General features: G+C 63.3%; 24 protein-coding genes. 13 read left to right on the plus strand and 11 right to left on the minus strand.

What is annotated here, in order from left to right; genetic code table 11:
• The first annotated feature begins 45 nt into the window (after positions 1-45).
• The 6 genes from ACWTV1_RS03490 (at position 46) to ACWTV1_RS03515 (ending at position 7,632) form a co-directional block, all read left to right on the plus strand.
• A complete protein-coding gene (locus ACWTV1_RS03490) occupies positions 46-801 on the plus strand; it encodes an amino acid ABC transporter permease (protein ID WP_498504135.1) in 756 nt (251 codons plus the stop codon).
• Positions 798-1,580: an amino acid ABC transporter ATP-binding protein gene (locus ACWTV1_RS03495; protein WP_498504136.1), complete on the plus strand. Its 783-nt coding sequence runs from the start codon at positions 798-800 to the stop codon at positions 1,578-1,580. Before ACWTV1_RS03490 ends, ACWTV1_RS03495 begins: the two co-directional genes overlap by 4 nt.
• The gene (locus ACWTV1_RS03500; protein WP_498504137.1) at positions 1,570-2,586 is read left to right on the plus strand and encodes a C-terminal binding protein; all 1,017 of its coding nucleotides are present in this window, start codon (positions 1,570-1,572) and stop codon (positions 2,584-2,586) included. The genes ACWTV1_RS03495 and ACWTV1_RS03500 overlap by 11 nt, the downstream gene beginning before the upstream one ends.
• A 19-nt stretch (positions 2,587-2,605) precedes the next feature.
• The gene (locus ACWTV1_RS03505; RefSeq protein ID WP_498504138.1) at positions 2,606-4,288 is read left to right on the plus strand and encodes an amidohydrolase; all 1,683 of its coding nucleotides are present in this window, start codon (positions 2,606-2,608) and stop codon (positions 4,286-4,288) included.
• 8 nt (positions 4,289-4,296) lie between these two features.
• Entirely contained in the window at positions 4,297-5,979 is a 1,683-nt protein-coding gene (locus ACWTV1_RS03510) for a thiamine pyrophosphate-binding protein (protein ID WP_498504139.1), read from the plus strand.
• A 78-nt stretch (positions 5,980-6,057) separates the two neighbouring features.
• Positions 6,058-7,632, plus strand: a complete 1,575-nt coding sequence (locus tag ACWTV1_RS03515) for a zinc-binding metallopeptidase family protein (protein WP_498504140.1) — start codon at positions 6,058-6,060, stop codon at positions 7,630-7,632.
• A gap of 32 nt (positions 7,633-7,664) precedes the next feature.
• Here the strand turns inward: ACWTV1_RS03515 and mutM are convergent, their stop codons facing one another.
• Genes mutM through ACWTV1_RS03535 form a run of 4 tightly spaced genes read right to left on the minus strand, consistent with a single transcriptional unit; the run spans position 7,665 to position 10,103 of the window.
• Positions 7,665-8,576, minus strand: a complete 912-nt coding sequence (mutM, locus tag ACWTV1_RS03520) for a bifunctional DNA-formamidopyrimidine glycosylase/DNA-(apurinic or apyrimidinic site) lyase (protein ID WP_498504141.1) — start codon at positions 8,574-8,576, stop codon at positions 7,665-7,667.
• Positions 8,577-8,581: 5 nt separating this feature from the next.
• The gene (rnc, locus tag ACWTV1_RS03525; RefSeq protein WP_498504142.1) at positions 8,582-9,277 is read right to left on the minus strand and encodes a ribonuclease III; all 696 of its coding nucleotides are present in this window, start codon (positions 9,275-9,277) and stop codon (positions 8,582-8,584) included.
• Between the two features lie 32 nt (positions 9,278-9,309).
• Positions 9,310-9,513 carry a 50S ribosomal protein L32 gene (rpmF, locus tag ACWTV1_RS03530; protein WP_100388572.1) on the minus strand — a complete coding sequence of 68 codons (204 nt, stop codon included), beginning with the start codon at positions 9,511-9,513 and terminating at the stop codon, positions 9,310-9,312.
• Positions 9,514-9,515: 2 nt separating this feature from the next.
• Positions 9,516-10,103, minus strand: coding sequence for a YceD family protein (locus ACWTV1_RS03535; RefSeq protein WP_498504143.1), 588 nt, complete (start codon positions 10,101-10,103; stop codon positions 9,516-9,518).
• A 264-nt stretch (positions 10,104-10,367) separates the two neighbouring features.
• Here ACWTV1_RS03535 and ACWTV1_RS03540 point away from each other — a divergent pair, with 264 nt between their 5' ends.
• Genes ACWTV1_RS03540 through ACWTV1_RS03550 form a run of 3 tightly spaced genes read left to right on the plus strand, consistent with a single transcriptional unit; the run spans position 10,368 to position 13,253 of the window.
• The gene (locus tag ACWTV1_RS03540) at positions 10,368-11,399 is read left to right on the plus strand and encodes a putative F420-0 ABC transporter substrate-binding protein (RefSeq protein ID WP_498504144.1); all 1,032 of its coding nucleotides are present in this window, start codon (positions 10,368-10,370) and stop codon (positions 11,397-11,399) included.
• The gene (locus ACWTV1_RS03545; RefSeq protein ID WP_498504145.1) at positions 11,392-12,402 is read left to right on the plus strand and encodes a putative F420-0 ABC transporter permease subunit; all 1,011 of its coding nucleotides are present in this window, start codon (positions 11,392-11,394) and stop codon (positions 12,400-12,402) included. Before ACWTV1_RS03540 ends, ACWTV1_RS03545 begins: the two co-directional genes overlap by 8 nt.
• Positions 12,399-13,253 (plus strand): ABC transporter ATP-binding protein, encoded by an 855-nt coding sequence (locus ACWTV1_RS03550; RefSeq protein WP_498504146.1) that lies wholly within the window; start codon positions 12,399-12,401, stop codon positions 13,251-13,253. Before ACWTV1_RS03545 ends, ACWTV1_RS03550 begins: the two co-directional genes overlap by 4 nt.
• Before the next feature lie 28 nt (positions 13,254-13,281).
• Here ACWTV1_RS03550 and ACWTV1_RS03555 read toward each other — a convergent pair whose 3' ends face one another.
• From ACWTV1_RS03555 to ACWTV1_RS03580, 6 genes are read right to left on the minus strand one after another with little or no spacing between them, the layout of a single operon-like run.
• Entirely contained in the window at positions 13,282-15,519 is a 2,238-nt protein-coding gene (locus ACWTV1_RS03555) for a transglutaminase TgpA family protein (protein WP_498504147.1), read from the minus strand.
• Positions 15,506-16,876, minus strand: coding sequence for a DUF58 domain-containing protein (locus ACWTV1_RS03560; protein WP_498504148.1), 1,371 nt, complete (start codon positions 16,874-16,876; stop codon positions 15,506-15,508). Before ACWTV1_RS03560 ends, ACWTV1_RS03555 begins: the two co-directional genes overlap by 14 nt.
• Before the next feature lie 9 nt (positions 16,877-16,885).
• Positions 16,886-17,881 (minus strand): AAA family ATPase, encoded by a 996-nt coding sequence (locus tag ACWTV1_RS03565; protein WP_498504149.1) that lies wholly within the window; start codon positions 17,879-17,881, stop codon positions 16,886-16,888.
• A gap of 26 nt (positions 17,882-17,907) precedes the next feature.
• Positions 17,908-18,267 (minus strand): PLDc N-terminal domain-containing protein, encoded by a 360-nt coding sequence (locus ACWTV1_RS03570; protein WP_341619545.1) that lies wholly within the window; start codon positions 18,265-18,267, stop codon positions 17,908-17,910.
• A gap of 38 nt (positions 18,268-18,305) precedes the next feature.
• Complete coding sequence (cofE, locus tag ACWTV1_RS03575; protein WP_498504150.1) at positions 18,306-19,094, minus strand: coenzyme F420-0:L-glutamate ligase; 789 nt, start codon at positions 19,092-19,094, stop codon at positions 18,306-18,308.
• Positions 19,095-19,133: 39 nt separating this feature from the next.
• Positions 19,134-20,147 carry a TIGR03557 family F420-dependent LLM class oxidoreductase gene (locus ACWTV1_RS03580; RefSeq protein WP_498504151.1) on the minus strand — a complete coding sequence of 338 codons (1,014 nt, stop codon included), beginning with the start codon at positions 20,145-20,147 and terminating at the stop codon, positions 19,134-19,136.
• A 109-nt stretch (positions 20,148-20,256) separates the two neighbouring features.
• Between ACWTV1_RS03580 and ACWTV1_RS03585 the strand changes: the two genes are divergently transcribed.
• From ACWTV1_RS03585 to ACWTV1_RS03600, 4 genes are all read left to right on the plus strand, one after another.
• The gene (locus ACWTV1_RS03585) at positions 20,257-20,379 is read left to right on the plus strand and encodes a hypothetical protein (protein ID WP_498504152.1); all 123 of its coding nucleotides are present in this window, start codon (positions 20,257-20,259) and stop codon (positions 20,377-20,379) included.
• A gap of 7 nt (positions 20,380-20,386) precedes the next feature.
• On the plus strand, positions 20,387-21,145 hold the full coding sequence (locus tag ACWTV1_RS03590) for an alpha/beta fold hydrolase (RefSeq protein WP_498504153.1): 759 nt from the start codon (positions 20,387-20,389) through the stop codon (positions 21,143-21,145).
• Between the two features lie 380 nt (positions 21,146-21,525).
• Positions 21,526-21,804 (plus strand): hypothetical protein, encoded by a 279-nt coding sequence (locus tag ACWTV1_RS03595; protein WP_498504154.1) that lies wholly within the window; start codon positions 21,526-21,528, stop codon positions 21,802-21,804.
• Positions 21,805-21,956: 152 nt separating this feature from the next.
• The gene (locus ACWTV1_RS03600; protein ID WP_498504155.1) at positions 21,957-22,397 is read left to right on the plus strand and encodes an Hsp20/alpha crystallin family protein; all 441 of its coding nucleotides are present in this window, start codon (positions 21,957-21,959) and stop codon (positions 22,395-22,397) included.
• Between the two features lie 107 nt (positions 22,398-22,504).
• Here ACWTV1_RS03600 and fgd read toward each other — a convergent pair whose 3' ends face one another.
• Positions 22,505-23,521, minus strand: coding sequence for a glucose-6-phosphate dehydrogenase (coenzyme-F420) (fgd, locus tag ACWTV1_RS03605; RefSeq protein WP_498504156.1), 1,017 nt, complete (start codon positions 23,519-23,521; stop codon positions 22,505-22,507).
• Between the last annotated feature and the right edge of the window lies 1 nt (position 23,522).

Consider the following 23,522-nt stretch of genomic DNA (forward strand, 5'->3'; position numbering starts at 1 on the left):
GGTGGTCACCTCGCGTGACCACCCACAACCAGGGAGTCACACCACATGATCTTTAATCCAGAAATCTTCTTCGAGCAGCTCGTCAACCCGGCATACTTCTGGGGCGCACTGACCTCGATCGGTGTCGCCGCGTTCTCGCTCGTCATCGCGACCGTTCTCGGCTTCTTCCTCGCCGTCGGCCGCACCTCCAAGAAGTCCTACTTGCGAGGCCCCTCCCACCTCTACGTGTGGTTCTTTCGCGCACTGCCCGCACTGCTCGTTCTGCTCATCATGTGGAACGCACTGCCCCAGATCATCCCGGCCCTGCGCTCAGACTGGTACACCCCGTTCATCGCAGCATCCATCGGTCTTGGCCTCGTTGAAGCGGCATTCATGGCCGAAATCATCCGCTCAGCCCTCAGCAGCGTGGATGACGGTCAAGAGTTGGCCGGCCGCGCGCTGGGCATGAAGCCCGGCTCCGTGATGCGCAAGGTTGTGCTGCCGCAAGCGATCCGAACGGCACTGCCGCCGACCGGTAACGAGTTCATCGGCCTGATCAAGTACTCCTCACTGGCATCCGTCATCTCTCTGAAAGAGTTGCTCACGACCGCGCAGGTTGGCGTGAACATCACCTTCCGCTACGCCGAGTACTACGCCGTCGCGATCATTTACTACCTCGTGATCGTCTCGATCATCACGATCATTCAAAGCCGCATCGAGAAGCGCTTCTTGTGGACCTCGCGAGGCCTTAAGAAGAACAACGCTCCGCTCTCGCTGAGCACCCGCGCGCTCGCTACCGTTCCCAAGGAGAAGCAACCATGAGCAACGAGACAGCGGCCACCGTGCCCACCCTCCAGGTGTCCAACCTCCACAAGGCGTACAACGGCAATGAAGTGCTCAAGGGTGTTGAGTTCGCCGTGAACAAGGGCCAAGTCAAGGCAGTTCTCGGGCCATCCGGTTCGGGAAAATCGACGATGCTTCGCCTCATGGCACTGCTCGAGCCCGCCGATGCTGGCGAGATCCTGCTCGACGGAAAGCGCATCGGGGCGTCTGACAACAACGGTCGCATCGCCCACCACTCCGAGCGCAAGCTCGCCGTGCAGCGCCGCGACATCGGGATGGTCTTCCAAAAGTTCAACCTGTTCCCCCACCTCACCGCACTCAACAACGTTGCGCTCGCCCTGAGCGATGTGCAAGGTGTTGGCAAGGTCGAAGCTCGCGAGCGTGCCTTCGAGATTCTCGACAAGGTCGGGCTTGCTGAGCGCGACGGGCACTTTCCCTCCGAACTCTCCGGTGGCCAGCAGCAACGCGTCGCGATTGCTCGCGCTCTCGTTCTCAACCCGCACGTCATGCTCTTTGATGAGCCGACATCCGCCCTCGACCCCGAACTGGTCGGCGAAGTTCTCGAGGTAATGGAGAACCTGGCTGCCGCCGGAATGACGATGATTGTTGTCACCCACGAGGTGCGCTTTGCCCGTCGGGCCGCTGACGAGGTCACGCTGTTCGACGGCGGAGTGATCGTGGAGCAGGCCGAGCCGGCTGAGTTCTTCGAGAACCCGCAGCACGAGCGCACGAAGCAGTTCTTGAGCCATGTCCACTAGCAGCGGCGACGTGCTTCGCGCCGTCTACACCGACCTCGATGGCACCGACTTCTCGGCCGGACGCGATCTTCTCAGCGCTGCCGGTTTCGAAGTCAGCTACCTCGATTCTTTGGATGCTGAAGCAATCGTCGCTGGCGCAGCAGGCGCGAGCGCACTGCTCGTTGGTTACGCCCAGATCACTCGCTCAATGATGGAGCGGATGCCCTCGGTCAAGGTCATCGCCCTCATGTCGATGGGCTTCGACAACGTCGATGTGGATGCTGCTACCGAATACGGAATCTGGGTGACGACCATCGTCGGCGCCGCAACCGAAGAGGTCGCAACGCACGCCTTGGCGATGGCACTCCACTTGACTCGTGGCATCACGTTCTCGCAGCAGGCGGTCGTTTTCGATCGCTGGAACGAGCGGGATACTCTCGTGCAACCACGACTGAGCGAGCTCACACTCGGCCTCATGGGCCTGGGCCGGATCGGCATGAAGTTTGCCGAACTTGCACGCCCCCTGTTCGGCGAGATCATCGGCTACGACCCGTTCATCCCCGACACCGAGGAGACTCGCGAGCGCTTCGCCGCAGCGGGGTTTCGCCGCGTTGATGCTGACGCTGTGCGTTCGCAGTCCGACGTTCTGTCGCTGCACCTGCCGCTCACGAACGACACCGCGAACATGGTCGATGCCGACTTCCTCACCTCGATGAAGCCGCTCTCGTACCTCATCAACGTGAGCCGTGGCGGACTCGTCGACAGCGCTGCCCTTCGCGCCTCCCTCGATAGCGGCCACCTCGCCGGCGCTGGCCTCGACGTGCTGGATGTCGAACCCCCGACCGCCGAGCATCCGCTTCTCGGTCATCCTCGGGCTCTGATCACGCCGCACATCGCCTACTTCTCTGGTCGCAGCGAAGCAGAGTATGTGCGCCTGCAGGCCCAGAACGTTGTCTCGTGGGCCTCAACCGGCACCCCCGACACGCCTCTCGTGTCGCTACCGGCACCCTCAACCTCCACTCACTAAAAACCTCACCGGAGTACTCATGCGCAAGCTTTCGGCCTTTGACGTGCCACTTTCCGATTTCACCCCCACGGTGGTGACCGCCCGAGCCATCCACACTCTGGATGCCGAGAACACTGTCGTGAGCGCCATTCTTATGCTCGCCGGCAAGGTCGCCGCCGCCGGAACCGTTGACCAGTGTCTCGCCGCCGCAGCGACGTTGTCACCAGCGGAGCCAGCACGGGTCGACTTTGGAACCCAGGTGATTGTGCCCGGCTTCATCGACGCGCACGCTCATCCGCTCATGCTCGGTCAGATGATGAGCTGGGTCGACTGCGGGCCCGACAAGGCCTCGAGCATCCCGGAGATTGTGGCGCTGTTGAAAGCCGCGGCCGACACCGTTCCCGAGGGGCAACCGATTCGGGGTTACGGCTACGAGCAGCGCAATCTCGCCGAACAGCGCCATCCGCACCGCACTGAACTCGACGAAGTAGCCCTCGACCGCGAGGTGTACCTCATGAATGCTTCCGGCCATGGCGGGGTCGTCAACAGCTACACCTTCGAACTCTTTGGCATCACTCGCGAGACTGAAAACCCACAGGGCGGCGAGTTCTTCCGCGACGCCGATGGGGACCTCACCGGTGAGCTTTCGGATGCCGCCTGCAACATTCTTACCGGCCTCGGTGGAGTGAAGATCGGCCACCACGGCCCCAACTTCCACCTCGCCGACACCCCCGCGGAGCATGTGCGTCAGCTCGCCGTGGCGCAGAACGCCTTTCTCGAGGGCGGCGTGACGACTATTGGTGACGCGCAGGTTTCCCGTCGCGAGTTCGACACCTACCTGCGTCTCGCTGAGCAAAACCAGCTCAAGACCCGCATCTCGATGTACCTGCTCTCGCACTTGCTCGACGAAGCGATCGAAACCGGGATGCACGGAGCCTTCGGCAACGCCCACTTGAGCTTCTCGGGCATCAAGTTCTACGCCGACGGCACTCTCGGCGGTTGGACCGCGTACTTCCCTGACGGCTACGTCGGAGATCCGTGCCGCACCGGCCAGCTCTACCACGAGCCCGCCGACTACAAGGCGCTCATCAGCCGCGCTCACGCCGTCGGTCTCCAGACCGCAACCCACGCCCAGTCCCCCACCGCCATCGAAATGGTCGTTGACGCGATCGAAGCGGCGCAGGCAGAAAACCCCACGAGTGACGCCCGGCACCGCATCGAACACTGCGGCCTGCCCACCGCCGGCCAGATTGAGCGGATGGCGGCAGCCGGCATCCGGCCCGTCAACCAGCCTCAGCACCACTTCAACTGGGGCGAAGGCGTAGAACAGGCCATTGGCACCCCCGGCGAGCGCTTCAACCCGCTCGGTGAATTCGCTGCGGCTGGCGTACCCATCACGATCAGCTCGGATGCCCCGGTTGCAGACCCGCGTCCGCTGGAAGCCATTCAGGCGGCCACCACGCGCATCACTCGCCGCGGTACTCAGCTCGGCCCCGACTCCCTCGCGATTACCCGTGAGCAAGCGCTGCGGGCACACACGATCAACGCGGCCCACTCGCTGGGGCGCGAAGATGACTTGGGCAGCCTCGAGGTCGGCAAGCGCGCTGACTTTGCCGTGCTGACCGCCGACATTTTCGAAACCGAATGTGCTCAGATCGGTGCGATTACCGTCGCCGAGACGTGGGTTGATGGCGTTCGCCAGTACAACACCGACGAGAAGTGAGCACGGCAATGACTACAACCAGCAACGACAACTACAGCGCTGACGCTGCCGCAACCGCCTCCGCCGTGGGAGTACACGTGAACAATGCGGGACTAGCGCTGATGACCGTGTTGCGCAACTACGGCATCGACACCATCTTCGGCATCCCCGGCACCCACAACCTTGAGCTGTACCGCCCCCTCAGCGCGCTCGGCATTCACCCCGTGACCACTCGTCACGAACAGGGAGCGAGCTACGGATCGGATGGCTGGTCGCAGCAGACCGGCCTGCCCGGTGTCGTAATTACCACCTCCGGCCCCGGCCTGCTCAACGCTCTGTCGGGCGCGGGCACCGCGTACTGCGAATCCCGCCCGATGATCCTCATCTCCCCCGGCGTCGCCGAGGGCAGCGAGTTTGCCGACAACGGCGCCCTCCACGAAACGAAAGATTCCACGGGTGCCGCTGGCGCCATCGTGGAGTGGAGCCGTCGAGTCACGAGCGCGACGGATGCCGTCACCGCCGTTCACGACGCCTTCGAGCTGTTCCGCTATGGTCGCCCGCGCCCCGTGCACATCGAGATTCCGCTCAACGTGCTCGAGTCGGCGAGCGATTGCCCGGAAGAACTGCTGCAGGCCCGACCTGAGCGTGCCCGTGCCGCCGCTGATGCCGATGCCGTCGAACGCGCCGCCGAGATCTTGGCCGCTGCCGCCCATCCCGTCATCATCGCGGGTGGCGGTGCGAGCCGTATCGGCAGCGAGCTCACCGCTCTCGCCGAGTCGCTGAATGCGCCCGTCGTGACAACGCTCAACGGCAAGGCGTCGATCCCCGAGACACACCCGCTGTCGCTGGCCTCCGAGATTCGTCTGCCGGTCATCCACGAACTGATCAACCAGTCGGATGCCGTACTCATCATCGGTTCAAAGCTGGGCGAAGCGGAGCTGTGGGGCGGCGTCATCGCGCCGGCCGGCACGGTCATCCGCATCGATGTCTTGGAATCGCAACTCAACAAGAACGTCGCGAGCGATCTCGGTCTGGTCGGAGACAGCACGGTCATCGTTGGCCAGCTGCGCGACGCTCTGGCTACCCGCACCATCACGGGCAACGCGACAACAGCTGCAGAGCTCGACACGGTGCGCGCTACCGCAGTTCGTGAGGCTCAAGAAGTCTCGCCGACCCTGCACCGAGTGGCGACCATGATCAACGAGGCGATCCCCGAGAACGCGATCGTCGCGGGTGACTCCTCGCAGATCACCTACTTCGGAATGGCGAGCGTCGTTCGCCAGGAGATCTCGCACTCGTTCCTCTACACGCCTGCCTACGCGACCCTCGGCTACGGCCTCCCGGCAACGCTGGGCGCCAAGGTAGCGTCGCCCGATCGGCCCGTGGTCTGCGTTCTGGGCGATGGTGCGCTGATGTTCGCTGTTCAAGAGTTCATCACTGCCATCGAGCAGGGCCTCGATGTCACGATCGTGTGCGTTGACAACGGCGGTTATGCCGAAATCAACCAGAACGAACGCGACCGCGGCATCACTCCTGTGGGAGTTGTGCTGGCGCAACCGAACTGGTCGGTGCTCTCAGCGGCCTTTGGCGGTCACGGTTTCTCCGTCACTCAACCAGAGCAACTCACGGAGACCGTCGCTCAAGCGATTGCTACGCCGGGATTCGCGCTCGTTCACGTGCCGCTCAGCATCTTCGAAGCCGCCGACAGCTAGCACTGCGGCCCGCGGGCCGGCCGGGCAGCAACACTGCCTTACCACTTCACCTCTTCTCTTCAGCTCAAGGATCACGACATGACAGAACTCGCTCTCGCCGCCGACGCTAAGGCCACCGCCCGTACGTGGGTGGACGACAACATGCCTCGCCTCTCGGAGTGGCACAGCCACATCTGGCAGCTCGCCGAGCCGGCCTGGCGCGAGTTCCGTTCGGCCCAGTGGTATGTCGAGTTGCTGCGCACCGAGGGCTTCACGGTTGAAGAAGGTTCTGCCGGGATGCCGACCGCCTTCAGCGCGGAATGGACCAACGGCACGGGCGGGCCCACGATGTTGAGCTACGCCGAATACGACGCCGTGCCCGGCAACAACCAGTCGGCATCCGTCACCGAAGACAGCCGCGAGGGGATGAGCCGCTTCGCTCCCGGTCACACCGACCCGCACTCAGCGCTCGGCATTTCGACTCTTGCGGGACTGCTCGCCACCAAGCACGCCATGGAGAAGCACGACATCCCCGGCACCCTCAAATACACGGGCGAGCCAGCCGAAAAGATGCACGGCTCGAAGGTCGTTCACGGCCTGCGCGGCTACTACGACAACGTGGATGCCATCGTGAGCTTCCACCCCTTCTACATGCTGCCGCTGTGCAACACCGCTCGCTGGGACACCCAGTGCGGTGCGTATTACAGCAAGGTTTATACCTTCATTTGCGATGAGCCGGAGTCGTGGCAGCTCAACGCCAACCCCAACTCCCCCATCCCTGCTTCGCATTCCGCAGCGCGCGCTCCCGGCGCCAACGTTGCCCTGATGTCGATGTACACCTCGTCGCGCATCATGCAGGATGCCATGCTCCCGAGCTTTGGAGGGTGGAGTCTCAGCGACGCCATCTTGCTCGACGGCCAAGCGACCGCCGACAACCTGCCGGCGCGCGTCGCCCGCATCCAGTATTCGTGGCGCACCCCGAACATTGAGATGGCGGAGCACGTGCTCGCGGTGCTCGACCGTAACGCTGAGCACGCCGGCGCTATGGCTCACTGCGATGTTGAGACCACCTGGGTGGCGCGCAGCCGTCCGGGTCGCACCAACCATGCGATGTCGACCGTTCTGTACAACAACCTCGAAGCGGTGGGCGCTCCGAGCTACGGCGCTGACGCAATCGCTGTGGCGCAGGAGATTCAGCGCAACCTTGGCCTCGACGCCATGGAGAAGCCGTTCCTCGACGAATGCGAACAGCTCATCACCCCACAGGATGCCGAAAAGGCACTGCGCGAACACCTCGCTCCGTGGCAGCAGAACTGGACGAGTGACGACTACGTCGAGATGACGCACTACGCGCCGACCGTGCGCTTCTATGTCTCACGCCCCGCGCTCAAGCCTGCGCCGGGCAAGGGCGCCTACCCCGGTTGGGTAATGAACGCTCTCGGCGGTATCCCCGAGACAATCGACCCCACCATCGAGACCGCGGGCAAGACCGTTGCCGGAACGTTCATCGACCTCCTAGTCGACCCGGCACTCCTCGCCGAAGCCAAGAGCGAGTTCGACAAGCGTGTCGCTGACGAACCGATGCCCGCCCTGCTGCCGGTGGACTTCCAGCCACCGATCGATCTCCCCTGGCCCGACTACCGCCAGAACGGCGACGCGCGCACCTGGGGCTAATACGCGCTCGCTAGATTGCCGGCATTGGCGATCTAGCGAGCTGCACTCACGCGAATGCGCTGGCAGAACTTACAGAAGTGCGAGCCGCGGTTCATGAAGCTCTCGCGAACGACTTCGCGACCGCAGCGCGGACACGCCCGCCCCTGCTGGCCGTAGACATTGAGTGAGTGCGCGAAGTAGCCCGACTCACCGTTCACGTTGAGGTATTGGGTGTCGAAACTTGTGCCGCCTTCGGCGAGAGCTTTGGAGAACACCGCCCGCACTTCCGCGAGCAACTGCACCGCTTTTGCGCGACAGAGTGTTTCGGTGGGCTGGTTGTAGTGCACGCGCGCGGCCCAGAGCGCTTCGTCGGCGTAAATATTGCCGACCCCGCTGATGAGGGTTTGATCGAGCAGCGCCCGCTTCACCGTCGTGCGCTTGGCCTTGAGCGATCGCAAGAACTTTGCATCGTCGAAGAAGGGGTCGAGCGGATCACGCGCGATGTGCGCAACTTGGCTCGGCACCGCGAAAGCGGGCTGATCAACGGTGGGCAGCATGCTGTCGATCGCCATCGAGCCGAAAATACGTTGGTCGACAAAGTTGAGGCGCAGTGCGCCGTGGTCAGGATGATCAAGTTCAATACGGATGCGCGTGAGCCGGTCATCCGTACTCCGATCGCGGAGAAGCACCTGCCCGCTCATGCCGAGATGCGTGACGAGTGCTTCGCCGTGAGCCTCGGCCTTACTAACCTCGGCGCTGTCGGCGAGCGGAAGCCACATGAACTTGCCGCGGCGTTGAGGGGTGAGGAACGTGCGACCGGTCAGACGGTCGATGAAGTCTTCACTCGGCCCCTCATGGCGACGCAGAGAGCGCTCGTCGAAGACGGTGACGGATGCCGCCGTCGCGCCAGTAACCGCCGGTTCGAGCCCTGCACGCACAACCTCAACCTCGGGAAGTTCGGGCACGCCGGTTACTTCGCTGCGGCTTGGAGGATGGTCCAGGCTTCGAGCGCTGCGGCCATTTCGGCTTGCTTCTTGCTGGAGCCGATACCTGTCGCAATTACTTCGTCGTCGAGGCAGACACTCGCGTGAAAACGCTTGGAGTGATCGGGGCCGCTATCTTCGATGCGATAGTCGGGAGCCCCACGCCCGATCTGGGCGGCGAGCTCTTGAAGGCTCGTCTTGGGATCCATCGCCGCGCCGAACCGTGCAGGATCGGCCAGCAGAGGGGCGACGAGGCGGAGGACGAGCGCTGTGGCTTCGTCACCGCCGAGGTCGAGATAGGCGGCACCGATGATCGCCTCAACGGTGTCTGCCAAAATGGACGGCTTTTCACGGCCGCCCGTTTGCTCTTCTCCCTTGCCGAGGCGAATGAACGCGCCAAGACCAATGAGGCGCGCGATTTCGGCAAGAGCTACAGAAGAAACGAGACTAGCCCGGCGCTTGGCAAGGTCTCCCTCGTCAAGCTCCGGGTTATCGCGATACAGCTTGACCGTTACTGCCTGGCCAAGAATTGAGTCACCAAGAAATTCGAGTCGCTCGTTATGCGCGATGCCGCCGTTTTCGTACGCGAAAGAACGGTGCGTCAACGCAAGCGTGAGCAACTCGGGATCAATACTGACCCCGAGCACAGCGGAGAGCTCAGCAGGTGAGCTGGAGCCCGTCATCGCTATTTTCGACCCGAGTAAGTGGAGACTAGTTAAACGTCAGCGACCTTGCGGCCCTTGTACTCCATGTACAGGGGGGTGCCGGCGGAGTCTTCGACTACCTTGGCGCGGTGCGGGAGGCTGTAAACGGTCTTGCCGTTCTCAACGGTCTTAACGAGAGCGGTAGGGGTTGCCTTCCACTGGGCGCGGCGCATGCGGGTGCTGGCCCGCGACATTTTGCGCTTCGGTACTGCCATGACTAACTCTTTTCTTCTTGGGTCTCAGGGAAATCGTTCGTGTCGTTCAAGTCGTGGTCGTGCGAGTCTTGCGTGAAGTCTTGGAGGCCGGCCAACGCTGCCCAGCGGGCATCGATGGGCGCTTCGTGTTCGTGTCCTGGATTATCGAGCAACCGAACCCCACACTCAGGGCACAGGCCGAGACAATCTTTTTGACAGACCGGTTGGAACGGAAGTGACAACACTACCGAATCCCGCACTACAGGTTCTAAATCGACATGCTCGTCAATAACCGTGTAGTCGAAAGCTTCGTCCTCAGAATACGCGAAAAGTTCCTGAAACTCGACCCGGACAGTCATCGTGACGTCAATGAGGCATCGAACGCATTCTGCTTGAGCTTGTCCCGAGACAACAGCGTCGACTAAAACTCCGTCATGAAGCGATTCGAAACGGCCATTGATCGTCAGCTGAGACCCCGCCGGCACCGCAATAACGGCATTGCCAAAGGCTTCGGGTACGACGACAGTGATGGAGTGCTCTCTCATCTCACCGGGACGGTGAATGAGGTCGCGCACCATCACGGCGTACGGGTTCTCGTTGATTCTAGACACGATCGACAATTCTACCCCCGGGAAGGCCCTGCTGTCGCCCCCGGTCAGCGATCGCTCAGTCTCTCGACCCACGGATGAGCGGCCACGGGTGTGCGGGTCGGTGTAGGCACGAGCATCCGCGTCTCTCTAGACTGGTGCGACAGACCCGTGCGCTTGGTATGGCGTGGTTGGTTTGCCCAGGATTGGGCTTCCGGTCTTCTTGAAACACTTTTTCGTTTTCGTGGCGCATTCTCGCGCCCACTTCGCCGTTTCTCGAAAGGCCCCATGTCTGCTCTTACCCGTTCCCTTTTCGCTGCTCGCCCCGACATTCACCGCAGCAGCACCCGTCGCACCGTTGTTCGCAGCGCTGCGCTTCTCGCAGTGTCAGCTCTTGCCCTGAGCGGCTGTGCCACCGCAACACCCGAAACCGCCGCCTCCCCCGATGCCAGCGCGCAGAGCGTCGACCTCAGCAACTGCGGCTTTGACGTGAGTTTCGATGCAGCCCCGGAGCGCGTCATCACGATCAAGTCATCGACCACCGAAATGCTGCTGGCGCTCGGTTTGGGCGATCGCATCATCGGCACCGCGTTTCAGGACGGCCCCGTGCCCGAGCAGTGGGCATCCGACGCTGCCGGCCTCACCTCGATCGCCGAGCGCGTACCGAGCGAAGAAGCCGTGCTCGATCTCGAACCCGACCTCGTCTTTGCCGGGTGGGAATCAACCTTCAGCGCAGACGGCGCCGGCGAGCGCGCCGATCTGACCGCTCTGGGCATCAACACCTTCGTAGCGCCCTCGGCGTGCCAGAGTGCCGAGCAGCCCGCTCAGCTGAGCTTCGACGATGTCTTCAGCGACATCGAAACAGTGGCGTCGATCTTCCGTGTGGATGCCAGCGTTCTTCTCGCCGAACAGGCCGCTCAGCTTGCTGCCGTCGACGCGAATGGCGACTCCCGCACCGCGCTGTGGTTCTCGTCAGGTTCCGACACCCCGTATGTGGGCGCCGGCATCGGAGCACCGCAGTTGTTACTCGACACCGTTGGGCTGACCAACATCGCTGCCGACATCGACTCCACGTGGGCTCCCTTCAACTGGGAAGCCGTCGTTGACGCCGACCCCGACTTCATTGTGCTCGTGGATGCCGCCTGGAACTCTGCAGACAAGAAGATCGAAGTTCTCGAGACCAACCCTGCAACCGCTAACCTCAGTGCTGTGAAAGCTGGCCGTTACCTCGAGGTGCCGTTCGCGGCGAGCGAGGCTGGCGTGCGCAGTGTTGAAGCTGCCGCCAGCTTGTCGGCCCAGATTGCGGAGCTTGATGGCTAAAGTTTTTCCGCTCGCTCTCGGCACCGCCCTCGCGATCGCACTGCTGGTGTCGTTCACGGTGGCGGTGACGATCGGCCCTGCCGACATCCGCTTCGATGAAGTGTGGCGGTCGATCGGGAGTCATCTCGGTATCGGGGTGAGCCCGCTGAGCGAGCTTCGGGATGGCATTGTGTGGCAGTTGCGGCTGCCCCGAGTGCTGACCGCTGCGGCGGTGGGCGCGGGGCTGGCGTTGAGCGGTGCCGTGATGCAGGCGATTACGCGTAACCCGCTCGCCGATCCGTACCTCTTGGGGCTGTCGTCGGGCGCTGCGCTCGGCGCGGTCTCGGTGTTGCTCTTGGGCGCCGCCGTGCTGCTGCCGCTCGCGGCCTTTGTGGGAGCGTTGCTCGCTCTCACCCTGACGTTGTTGCTCGCAGGGTCGCTGGGGGCGATCACGCCCTCGCGCACCGTCTTGGCGGGTATCGCCGTCTCGGCACTCGCCTCGGCCATCACGAGCTTTGTCATCTTCTGGAGCGTCACGGGCGACTCGTATCGCGAAGTGCTCTCGTGGTTGCTGGGTTCGCTCAGCGGAGCGCGCTGGCCAGCCGTCGGCATCACGATGGTCGCCATCATCGTGATCGGCATCCCCGTGATGCTCACGGGACGCCTGCTCGACTCCTTTGCTTTTGGCGACGTGCAGGCAGCGTCGCTCGGCGTGAACGTTAGCGCCACCCGCTGGGGACTGCTGGCGGCATCCGCTCTCGTCACGGGTGCCATGGTGTCGGTGAGCGGCTCGATCGGCTTTGTGGGGCTGATACTGCCGCATGCCGTGCGGCTGCTCGTGGGGCCAGGCCATCGCGCTCTACTCCCCCTCAGCGCCCTCCTCGGTGCTGTCTTTCTCGTCTGGGCAGACACTCTTGCCCGCACCCTCTTTGATCCTCGCGAGATTCCCGTGGGCATCGTCACCGCGATGATCGGCGCCCCCATCTTTGCGTTCCTCCTCACGCGACGAAAGAGCTCCACATGAGCGACAACAACGTGGGCGACAGCATGGGCGTCGCCAGGCTCCATAACCGCAGCAGCCCCAGCGACGACAGCGGCCACAGCGGCCTTGTCGCCGAGCGCATCCGCGTCACCACCGACGGCACCCTGCTCATCGACGACGTCGACTGCACGGTCGCTCGCGGCTCCCTCAGTGCGCTCGTCGGGCCGAACGGTGCCGGCAAATCGACGTTGCTTCGTGCCCTCACCGCCGTGCAGACTCCCGCCGCGGGTAGCGTCACGTTCGGCAGCCACGATCTGCTCGGGATGCCGCGCCGCCAACGCGCCCGCCTCGCCGCGTTCGTGGAGCAAGACGCCACCACCGACACCTCCCTCACCGTGGGAATGGTGGTCGCGCTCGGCCGCCTGCCGCACCAGTCACTGTGGGAGGCCGACTCCCCCGAATCTGCCGCCATCATCGCAGCGAGCCTCGAGACGGTCGACATGACTGCGTTCCGCGAGCGCGAGTTTCAAAGCCTCTCCGGCGGCGAAAAGCAGCGCGTGATGCTGGCGCGGGCGCTCGCCCAACAGCCGCAACTCCTCACCCTTGACGAACCCACCAACCACCTCGACATCGCCGCCCAGCTGGCGGTGCTCGAACTGCTGTCGAGCCTGCGCAGCACCGGCGTGACCGTGCTGGCTGCCCTCCACGACCTTTCCCTCGCGGCGAGCTACTGCGACCACATCATCGTGCTGTCCCACGGTCGCGTGGTGGCGGCGGGCGCGACTGAAACCGTGCTGACCGAACAACTGATCGCCGAGGTGTATGGCGTTACGGCTTCCATCCTGCGCAATCCCGTTACGGGCAAGCCCGTTATTGGCTTCAGCCCGGCGTAGTCTTTCGCCGGTGCGGCGCTCGAGCTCGCTAGCGGTCGAATGCCGTGCGAGGCGCGAGAGTCGCCGCGATCCGGGCCTTCCAGCCGGCGGATGACCGCAGCGAAGCCAGCACGCTGGTCACGGCTTCTCGGCGCACGGGTTGCGGGTGCGGACTGAATGCGGATGCCTCCACGGCGGCCAGCACGGCGGCCAGAGCAGAAGGCGCCGAGCTCGACGAGCTCGACGAATCGGCGCCGGAGGTGACGAGGCCGAGCTGAGCTGCGAGCTGCTCGTGCTGTTGGCGCGGAGTGGCGTTGCGGGAGACGGCCACCCCGAGGTCGGCGGCACTGTCGCAGATCTCTCGCCACGCCAGAGCCACGTTTCCGCGACCCACCGCACGTAGTCGCAGACCGCGACGAACGGCCCGCACGAGAGCGGGAATCGCCAGCAAGAGCGGAATGGCCAGCAGCAGCAACCACCACGGTGAAATCTGAGTCTCGCCCGGGGTCGAGTTGTCGGGGATGTCGTCACGCGGCACGTCGGGGCGAGCTCCCGGTGTTGCGTTCGCGGTGGGAGTGGCGGTGGGTTCAGGCTTCGACTCGTCGACATCTGGAGTGCTCGGATCGTCGTTCACGCTTTGCGCGAACCGCGGCGTACTGCCGACTGAGGTTGTCGGCTCGAAACGCACCCAACCGACGGTCGGGAAGTAAAGCTCCGGCCACGAATGCAGGTTGTCGGTCGTGACGGCGTAGCGCACCTCATCCGTCTCTGAGTTCACCTGACGCTGACCCGGAGTGAAGCCGACCACCACGCGGGCGGGAATGTCGAGGCTGCGCGCCATGGCCGCCATTGCCGAGGCGAAGTGCACGCAGTAGCCGCTCTGGGCGGAGAGGAATTCGCCGAGTACTTCGGCGCCCGAGCCGTCGTAGTCGTCGGTGACGGGTGCCTCTTCGGAGTACGTGAAATCGCCGTTGCGGAAGAATTTTTGAAGGGCTAAGACCTGGTCGAAGCGCGTCGCTTCGGCCCCCGCCACTTGTTGAGCAGTTTCGGCCACGACAGCGGGCAACGACTCCGGCAGCGCCAGATACTTTTCAAATCCCGCCGGCAATTCGGTCGGTGCCGCTTCCAACTGCTCGATCGTAGGCGCTGGCGTGATGTACGACACTTCGTAGTTCGCGTCTTTGGAGTTCGCGAACGAACTGGCCACCGTTAGGCCCTCGGGCTCCCACAGCCACCCGCGTCCGGCATCCGTAATGCTGGTGGCGGCGTACGGTACCGGCAGCAGCTTTCCCCGCAGCCGCTGGATCTGAATCTGCATGACGTTCTCGGTTCGAGGCACCTCATCAGAGAGCCCCTGGGCGGGAGCGAACTCGTCAACGGTGTTTGCGTCGTCGAGCTCACGTTCGGAGGGACTCCACGTTTCGTCGCTGAACTCATCGAGCGCAGCCACTCTGAGGTACTCGTCACCCTCGTCAGAGAAGTAGGTCAGTGCGAGCAGCGCAGAGTCACGCCGAAGATCATTGCTCAGGTTGAGGATCGGGTTGACACCGGTAGAGATCAGGCCCGTCGCACTCGACGATGACTCTCCCGGTTCAACGCTCGGCAAGAGCACGGGAACAATCAGCGCCAGCACGAGCGCGCTTGCCACTACCGGCCATGCGGCACGCACCGTCGTTCGCTCCCCCGCGACGAGCAGGATGCCGGCGTAGGCGAGAGCCGTCACCGCGAAGCCGAACGCGTCGTGCAGCTCGCTGCGCACAAAAGCGGGAACTGCGAGCATGATGAGCAGGGGAAGCGCCGTCAGCGCTGGTCTCCGCAGCACGAAGGCAATGGCATCCATCGCGACGGCGAGCCCCACCGCACCGAGGCAAATCAGGAAGACGATGCCGGTGTCGGCATCCGCAGGAAACCGCTGACTTTCCATTGACGACTGACCTTGCGCAATCAGCGCGCTAAAGCGATCGAACGTGTCGAGGGTGGGGATGATGCCCACGATTGCGGTAGCGGGCGCAAAGAGCAGGGTGAGGGTCGCGAGGCCAGCCGCGGCCCCCACGAGCGATCCGATCCAGGCGCGCGCAATGAGCGTGTGAGCCACGGCAGCGACGACAAGCACCACGATTACGACGCCGATGTACGGGAACCACCACGCGCCCTCGGTGAGCACTTCGCCCAGACTGCTCGCCGCAACACCGAGCGCCAGAGCGAGAGTGCCGCTCAACGACCAGATGCGCACGCGTCGTTCGTGAGCGCGCAAACTACGAGTGCGGCTCGCCTCAGTTGTTGTCACGGTGTGCCCTCGACTCCGCAACGAACAGCGTCCACGCCTCGGCAACATCATCGAACGACTGCACCGCAATGACCTTCCACCCGGCATCGCGCAGTTCATCAGCAACAGGCTGCCGCGCCGGGTCACCCGTGCGCGCGAAATCTCCGAAGCTCGACGACGACTCCACCACAAACGCCACAGCAAGGACGCTGGCAAGCGCCTGACGTTGCAAGTACGCCACCGTTTCAGGCTCAGGATGCGCGACGAGCGCCAGCACGGGGCCTCCCGCACTCGTGCTCGGCACCGGTTCACCCCACCAGCCCGGCGCGCTTTCGACTGGTCCGAACGTAGCAAGACGGGTCAAGAACTCTTGTTCCTCAGCAGCCCTTCGGTGCACGATCGACGCCTCCGCCAACTGGGAGGGACCCGTTTCGATGACCTCGACGAGAAAGCCTTCGCGCTTGAGTTGAACGGCGGCAGAGGCGAGCATACTGACGATCCATTCGAAACGCGGGCTGCGAGCGGCAGCGGTGATCGCACCGCTCGAGAGGCGCACGGATTCGCTGCGGCCAGCATCCGGGTATCCCGCCAGGCGGGTATCCACGATGATGCGGGCCTCGGGGTAACTGTGCTGCTCCTCTTGGCGCACCATGAGGCTGCCGTGGCGGGCGGATGCTCGCCAGTGCACCCGGCGCATCGCATCGCCGCGGCGGTACTCCCGCGTCATCGCGTCGTCGTCGTCACCGGCCGACCGTCGCTGAAGCACCCGAGCATCACCGTCGCCCGACTGAGCGAGCAATGCCGACTGGGCCAACGTGACGACTCGCGGCGTGACGGTCAGTTCAGTGACACCACCGACACTCCAGGTGCCATTAGCCAACGCCAGCGGGTCAATGCTCTGCAGCAAGAGCGGGCCGATCTCAAAGATGCCACGATCGCGCGGAGTAAGAGAGTAAGTGAGTTGTGCGGCACTGCGCTGGTTGAGCCCGCCCACTCGAGCTGACAGCGGCGGCAACCAGCCGCTTGCTGTCGCCCACGGCTGCCACGGCAGACCATCAGCCCAGTGCACCCCGCGAAGACCCGTGCGCGCATAATTATCGACTCGCAGCGTGACCCGACTAGTGATGCCTGCCTCCACGACAGGGAACGCGAATTGACGCGCGACGGCCAGAGAGGATTCTCGAGAACGCACGAGCACCCCCGCCATCAGCGGCAAGGCCAGGGCGAAGCATCCGGCATATAACAGAATCGGCATACCCGCCGTGTAGCCTGCTACAAGCCCCACCCCGCCGAGCACCATGAAGGCGCTGCCGCGGTTGGTGAGCCGCACCACGCGCAGCGCAACGGACAGAGCTCGGAACGGACGCAGGCGAGGCATCAGGGTCGACTAGGACGCCGCAGCGGTCACCGGAACCGGTGTTTCCGCGACGATGCGCTCGATCACATCGGCGATCGAATGCCTTGTGAGAACAGTGGATGCCTGAGCCGAATGCCGCGCCGGAATCATCCGGTGTGCCAGCACCGTCACAGCAAGCGCGTCGATGTCATCGGGCAAGACGAAGTCTCGGCCATCGATCGCAGCGCGTGCCTTCGCGGCCCGGACCAGGTGAAGCGTGGCTCGCGGACTCGCTCCCAACCGCACTTCGGGGTCACGCCGCGTCGCCTGCGCAATCGCCACCGCATACTCTTCAACCGCCGTGCTCACGAAGACACGGCGCACCGTCGCGATGAGCTCGCGCAACTGCTCGACGGAGACGACGGGAGTGAGCGCATCGAGCGGACTCGACAGCTCACGCGAACGCAGCATCTCGAGCTCGGCGGCGGCATCCGGGTAGCCCATCGAAATGCGCGCCATAAAACGGTCGCGCTGGGCTTCGGGCAGCGGGTAGGTGCCTTCCATCTCGATGGGGTTCTGCGTCGCGACCACGATGAACGGTGTCTCGAGCTCGTAGGTGGTGCCGTCGACGGTCACACTTGACTCAGCCATGCACTCGAGAAGCGCCGACTGGGTCTTAGGGCTCGCACGGTTGATCTCATCGCCGATGAGGATGTTCGCGAAAACGGGGCCCTTCTTGAACTCGAACTCGCGGGTGTTCTGGTTGTAGACCGAGACACCAGTGATGTCGGCGGGCAGCAAATCGGGAGTGAATTGCACGCGAGAGACCGTGCTGTCGACCGTGCGGGCCAGTGCACGCGCCAACATCGTCTTGCCGACGCCCGGGACGTCTTCGATGAGCAAATGCCCCTCGGCAAGAAGCACCGTGAGCGCCAGTCGCACTGCCTCAGTTTTGCCGTCGATCACCGTTGAAACACTGCGAATAATCGCATCACAGCGGTCGTGGAACACATCATCGGGCAGAGACCCGGAGCTAGGGACATCCATGGAGTGAGTCTTACACCCGTCTTGCACTACGGCAATTGTTTGCGGTCGCGGAGGCGTTCTTCGAGAGCCCGAATCTTCTGTTGGCGCTCAAAATATTCGATCTCGGCGTCGAGCTTGGCGATCTCGGCTTCTGTCGAGCTGATGTTGGTCGTCGCGAGGTCTGCACGGCGCTCGGGTGCGCCAAACGACGAGAAAGTCGGTGCAGCCGAGTTGTACTCGCGACCAACCGCGAACCACAAAATACTGCCGATAAACGGCATGATGATCACGATAAACAACCACGTGATCTTGCCCAAATTCTTGATCCGAGACTCATCGATCAGGATGACGTCGATCAGTACAGAAATCAGTAGCGCGAAATACGCGAACGAAACGAGGAGCCCCATCCGAATATCGTAAGCGTAAATTCACCGGCAGTCGAGCATTATTCCTCTTTGAGCGCGCTCTCGTCATGAGCTTCATCGAAGCCTGCCATCCACGCCTCTTTCGTGCCCAAGCTGAACATGTCTTCGGGGCCGCTGCGCACAAGGGACCGGGCGCCGGGAGCATCGAGGTCAGCGACGTGGCGGCCGAGTCCGCGCAGCACCGCAACGGGCAATCCCCCAGCCTTGCCCTTGACCAAATCGGTCGCGGCAGCAACCTCGTCGGCGAGTGCCGTAACGCTCACGGCGAGCGGGCGGCCCGACGCATCCGCGGTTCCTCGCAGGTCATCAAGCACGTGGATGCCGGCGGCGCCGATTGCGATGTCGGCCTGCCCCTTGCGCCACGGCCGCCCCACGGTGTCGGTAATCACGAGGCCGATAGTCACGCCGAACCGCTGCCGCAGGCCAGCACACAGCGTGCGCGCGGTCGCGTCGGGGTCGAGCGGCAAGAGCAGAACGATGCCGTCGGGAGTATTGCTGGAATCAACACCGGCCGCTGCCATCACGAGACCGAGTCGGTTCTCAACGATGCGCGTCACGCCATTGGGGTGCTCACGCGACGCGACGATGCGCACGGTTTCGTCGGTGATCGCTTGTTCGCGATCTGCCGCTTCGACCGAGCGGCCCTCGGCCTTGCTCACAATCTTGGAGGTCACGGTGAGGATGTCACCATCGAGCAGTCCGCCCGCATTAACATCGCCAGACTCTGCCACTAGAGCGCCCGCGATCACCTCAACGAGATCGTCTCCGGACACAATTTCGGGGATGCCGGGCACGGCCCATGCGCTCATTCTCACGCTTCTAGTGTGAGGCATTATTCGCGCGCGCTCTTACTTGCGCAGCACGGGAAGCACGTCGCGGCCGAAGACATCTAAGAATTCCCGCTGATTGCGACCGACGTTGTGCAGGTAGATGCGATCGAACCCGGCGTCGAGGTAGCTCTGGATGTAGGCACGGTGCACGTCGGGATCGGCGCTCACGGGCATCCGCCCCTCGAAGTCTTCTGGTCGCACCATGCGGGCAAGCTGTTCAAGCTCGAACGGCGAGCGGATGTCGTTTTTAGCGAACCGCAGTCCACCGTTCGGCCATTCGGTGAGCGCGTTGCGCATGGCCTGCTCATCTGTTTCGGCCCAACTCAAGTGCAGCCGCAGCACGCGACTCTGGCTTTCCCTGCTGCGCCCTGCCTCGCGGGCACCTTCGGCGAAGCGCCCCAGCAACATGTCGATCTTCTCGAGCGGTGCCGCTTCGGTGATGAGGCCGTCGACGGTCTTTCCGGCGCGCTTCGCAGCGACCGGGCCGGCTGTCGCGACCAAGATTTCGGGGGCGACTTCGGGCATCGTCCAGAGTCGCGTCGATTCGAGGCGGTAGAACTGGCCTTCGTGGCGAACGTCTTTATTCGCGAGCCCCGAGGCGAAGAGCTTTTTGATGATCTCGACGGCTTCGAACATCCGGTTGATGCGTTCTGGGGCTTCGGGCCAATACTGACCAACGATATGTTCATTGATCGCTTCGCCACTGCCGAGCCCTAACCAGTGACGGCCCGGGTTCATGGCGGCAAGGGTGGCGGAGGCCTGGGCGACCATTGCGGGATGCCACCGGAACGTCGGCGCCGTGACTCCCGTACCGAGATCGCCCATTGTGGTTTCGCCGAGACCGCTCAGCACGTTCCACACGAACGATGCTTGCCCCTGCTGTGGCACCCACGGCTGATAGTGATCGGCGGCCATGACCCCGCGAAAGCCCCGCGTTTCTGCATGCTGCGCAAAGCCCATCACCTCGCGCGGATGAAACCGTTCGAGCATGGCGGCATAGCCGATATGGGGTGCAGCAACAGTCACGGGCATCCGTCTATTGTGGCGGTTATGGTGCCCCAAGTGGGCTCATCATTCGCGCAACCGTTGAGTTGGCACGCTCGCGGGCGGATAATGGCGGTCTACTCAATGAGGAGTCAGCATGAAGCTCGGCGCGTTTTCTGTCAGTCTCACCGTGAAATACCGTGCTGCGTCTTTCGAGCTCCACAAGCAACGAAGCCTCGAGCGCCCGATCGACCACGTCCTGATCGACCAGCTACGCTAGCCCGCCGATGCACGTCATTCTCATCCCCGGATTCTGGCTCGACGGAGACTCCTGGGCTCCGGTAACCCGCGCACTACGAGATGCTGGCCACACCGCGCATCCGCTCACCCTTCCTGGCCTGCGACGCCGTGACACCAACCGCGCGACGGTAACGCTGGCTGACCACATCGCGGCGGTGGTCGCGGTGGTTGACGCCCTCACTCATGTCGAGGCTGATGGCAGCGAGAACGGAGGGGAAGACGAAGACGAACGACCGACGCCCCGCATTGCCCTCGTTGCCCACAGCGGCGGAGGCCCCATTGCCCACGCGGTCGCGGATGCCCGGCCCACGTGCTTGGCCAGAATCGTGCACGTCGACACCGTGCCGTTGCCGAACGGCATGCCAATCAACGCTGAACTACCGACCGTTGACGGTGAGATCCCACTGCCTGACTGGAGCCTCTTCGATGATGAAGACCTCGTTGACCTGACCGACGAACTGCGCACGTGGTTTCAAGAAATTGCGGTCCCCCAGCCGGCACTGATCGCAACCACCCCGCAATCGCTCTCTACCCCGGCGCGCTTCAGCGTGCCCGCCACCGTGATCTGTTGCGAGTTTCCCGCCGACCAGGTGCGAGAGTGGATGAGCGAGGGTGCATCCTTCGCGACCGAACTCGCTCAGCTCACCGACCTCGAACTCGTGGACCTCCCCACCGGGCACTGGCCGCAGTTCACGAAACCGACTGAGCTCTCGAACGCCATCATCACGGCTTTGCATCGCACCTAAATTAGGTCTTGTCGTCAGCGACTGCCCGCCCTACACTAAGCAAACGCCAACTATTGAAAGGAGCCTTGCGTGTTTATTTTCACTTTTACGAAGAACCCCACGACCGCCGGCTCCGTCGGCACCCTCACCGCCTAACCGGTTAGCGTTCTCCGCTCACCGGTTCTGACGGTGGCGGCGCTCACGGAGCACTCGACCCAACTCGATCATCGCGAGACTGCGACGGCTGACGAGTCTGCACCCCTTTCGCGGGTGCTTTCGCCTCTTGATGATCTTCCCTTCTTCAGCGACTCGCGATCACTGTGGGATGCCGTTGGGTCGCCACCTGAAACAGCGCATTTTTGCGCGCCTTCCGCATCCACTTTTCTCACGAAAGACACCTCATGAACGCAACTCTGGCGGCTCCGAAAGACCGCCGTGACCATCCGCCCGAACCTCGTCCCGTCGACGAGCCGCGCCCCGCGGCAGTACGTCGCGTGGGAGTCATCGACCGTCTTGCTCTGCATCTCGGCGTCGCTCTCATCACGTGGAGCCGCCGGCCGCGCCGCGCTCGACTGCTCGCGTCGGCTGAACTACGGGCTCAACACCAGCTCCGCCGCGAGCGTGTGGCTCTGGCCCGTGCTCGCACTGAACAGAACTATCCGCGGCTCATCATCCGATGAGAACCACGCATTCGACCGTCGCCGGAGCTCTCCGGCGGCGGTCGTTTCGTTGTCAGCGAACTTTGAGAAAAATGACTTGGCACTCTCGGGGTGAGAGTGCTAATTTTTGATTGTTGAGTCACGGTGACTCAACTTTGAGAAAGGGGTTTCCCATGACACTGTCATTTGATCCTTTTGCCGAACTCGACAGGCTCTCCGCAGCTGCCCAGTCCCGCGTCGGCACCCAGCCCATGCCCGTGGATCTCTACCGCCAGGCTGACGAGTACGTTCTCACCGCCGACCTTCCGGGCGTCGATCCCGGCTCTGTTGACGTTGACGTTGACGGTCAGCTCCTCACGATTCGCGCCGAGCGCACCGCTGGCGAGCGCGAAGGAGCCAAATGGCTCTCGCAGGAGCGCCGCTACGGATCCTACCTTCGCCAGTTCAGCATCGGTGCGGGCATCGACCGCGACAACATCAGCGCCAGCTACGACAACGGTGTGCTCAGCGTGATCATCCCGGTGTCGGAGAAGGCAAAACCTCGCAAAATTGAGGTCAGCACCAACTCCATGAACCAGGCTCGATCGACCGAGAAGGTCGCTGTCACGAGCTAGACGGCATGCAGTAGTCGGCGTTGATCGCCGACACAGCAACGATGGGCGGATGCTTCACGCATCCGCCCATCGTCAGTTAACCCGTGTGCGCGTCTCGCGCTCTAGGCCTACAGTGCCCGCAATCGAGGAGCAATGTCGCGCTCGAAGAGTTCGAGGAAGCGGCGCTGGTCTCCGCCGGGCGCGTGGAATACGAGGTGGTTGAGGCCGGCATCCACATAGGGACGGATCTCTTCGACGATCTTGTCGGGGTCGTTGCCCACGATCCACCGCGACGCAATTTGTTCGATCGGTAGAGCGTCAGCGGCACGTTCCATTTCGATCGGGTCGGTGATGTCGTGCTTTTGCTCCTTGGAGAGCGCGAGCGGCGCCCAGAAACGGGTGTTCTCGAGAGCAACGTCAGCGTCGGTGTCGTACGAGAGTTTGATCTCGATCATCCGGTCGATGTCTTCGAATTTGCGGTCAACCTTCGCTGCGCCCTCTTTCACGCCGGGGATCAGCGCGTCGTTGTAGAGCTCCATGCCCTTGCCCGACGTGCAGATGAAGCCATCACCGGCACGGCCGGCGTAGCGTGCCACCATGGGGCCACCGGCGGCGATGTAGATCGGGATGGGCTGGTCGGGGCGGTCATAGATGCTCGCGCCGTGAGTGGAGTAGTACTCCCCCTCGAACGACACGCGGTCTGAGGTCCACAGTTCGCGCATGAGGCGAACCGATTCACGCAAGCGAGCGAAGCGCTCCTTGAATTCGGGCCAATCTTGCTCACCGGCACCGCGGAATCCGGTGGCGATCTCGTTGAGTGCCTCGCCGGTTCCCACCCCGAGCATGATGCGCCCCGGGTACAGGCACCCCATCGTGGCGAAGGCCTGAGCGAGCACGGCGGGGTTGTAACGGAAGGTCGGAGTCATCACGCTCGTGCCGATACGGATCGTGCTCGTGCGCTCACCGACCGCTGCCATCCAGCTCAGCGAGAACGGCGCATGACCACCCTCGTGACGCCACGGCTGGAAGTGGTCGCTGACCGCAACACTCTCCATGCCGTGAGCTTCGGCCGCCACCGCAATCTCTACGAGTTCACGCGGGGCAAATTGTTCGGCTGACGCTTTGTATCCGAGAGTGAGAGTCATA

Source organism: Salinibacterium sp. VpJ6 (assembly GCF_059767345.1).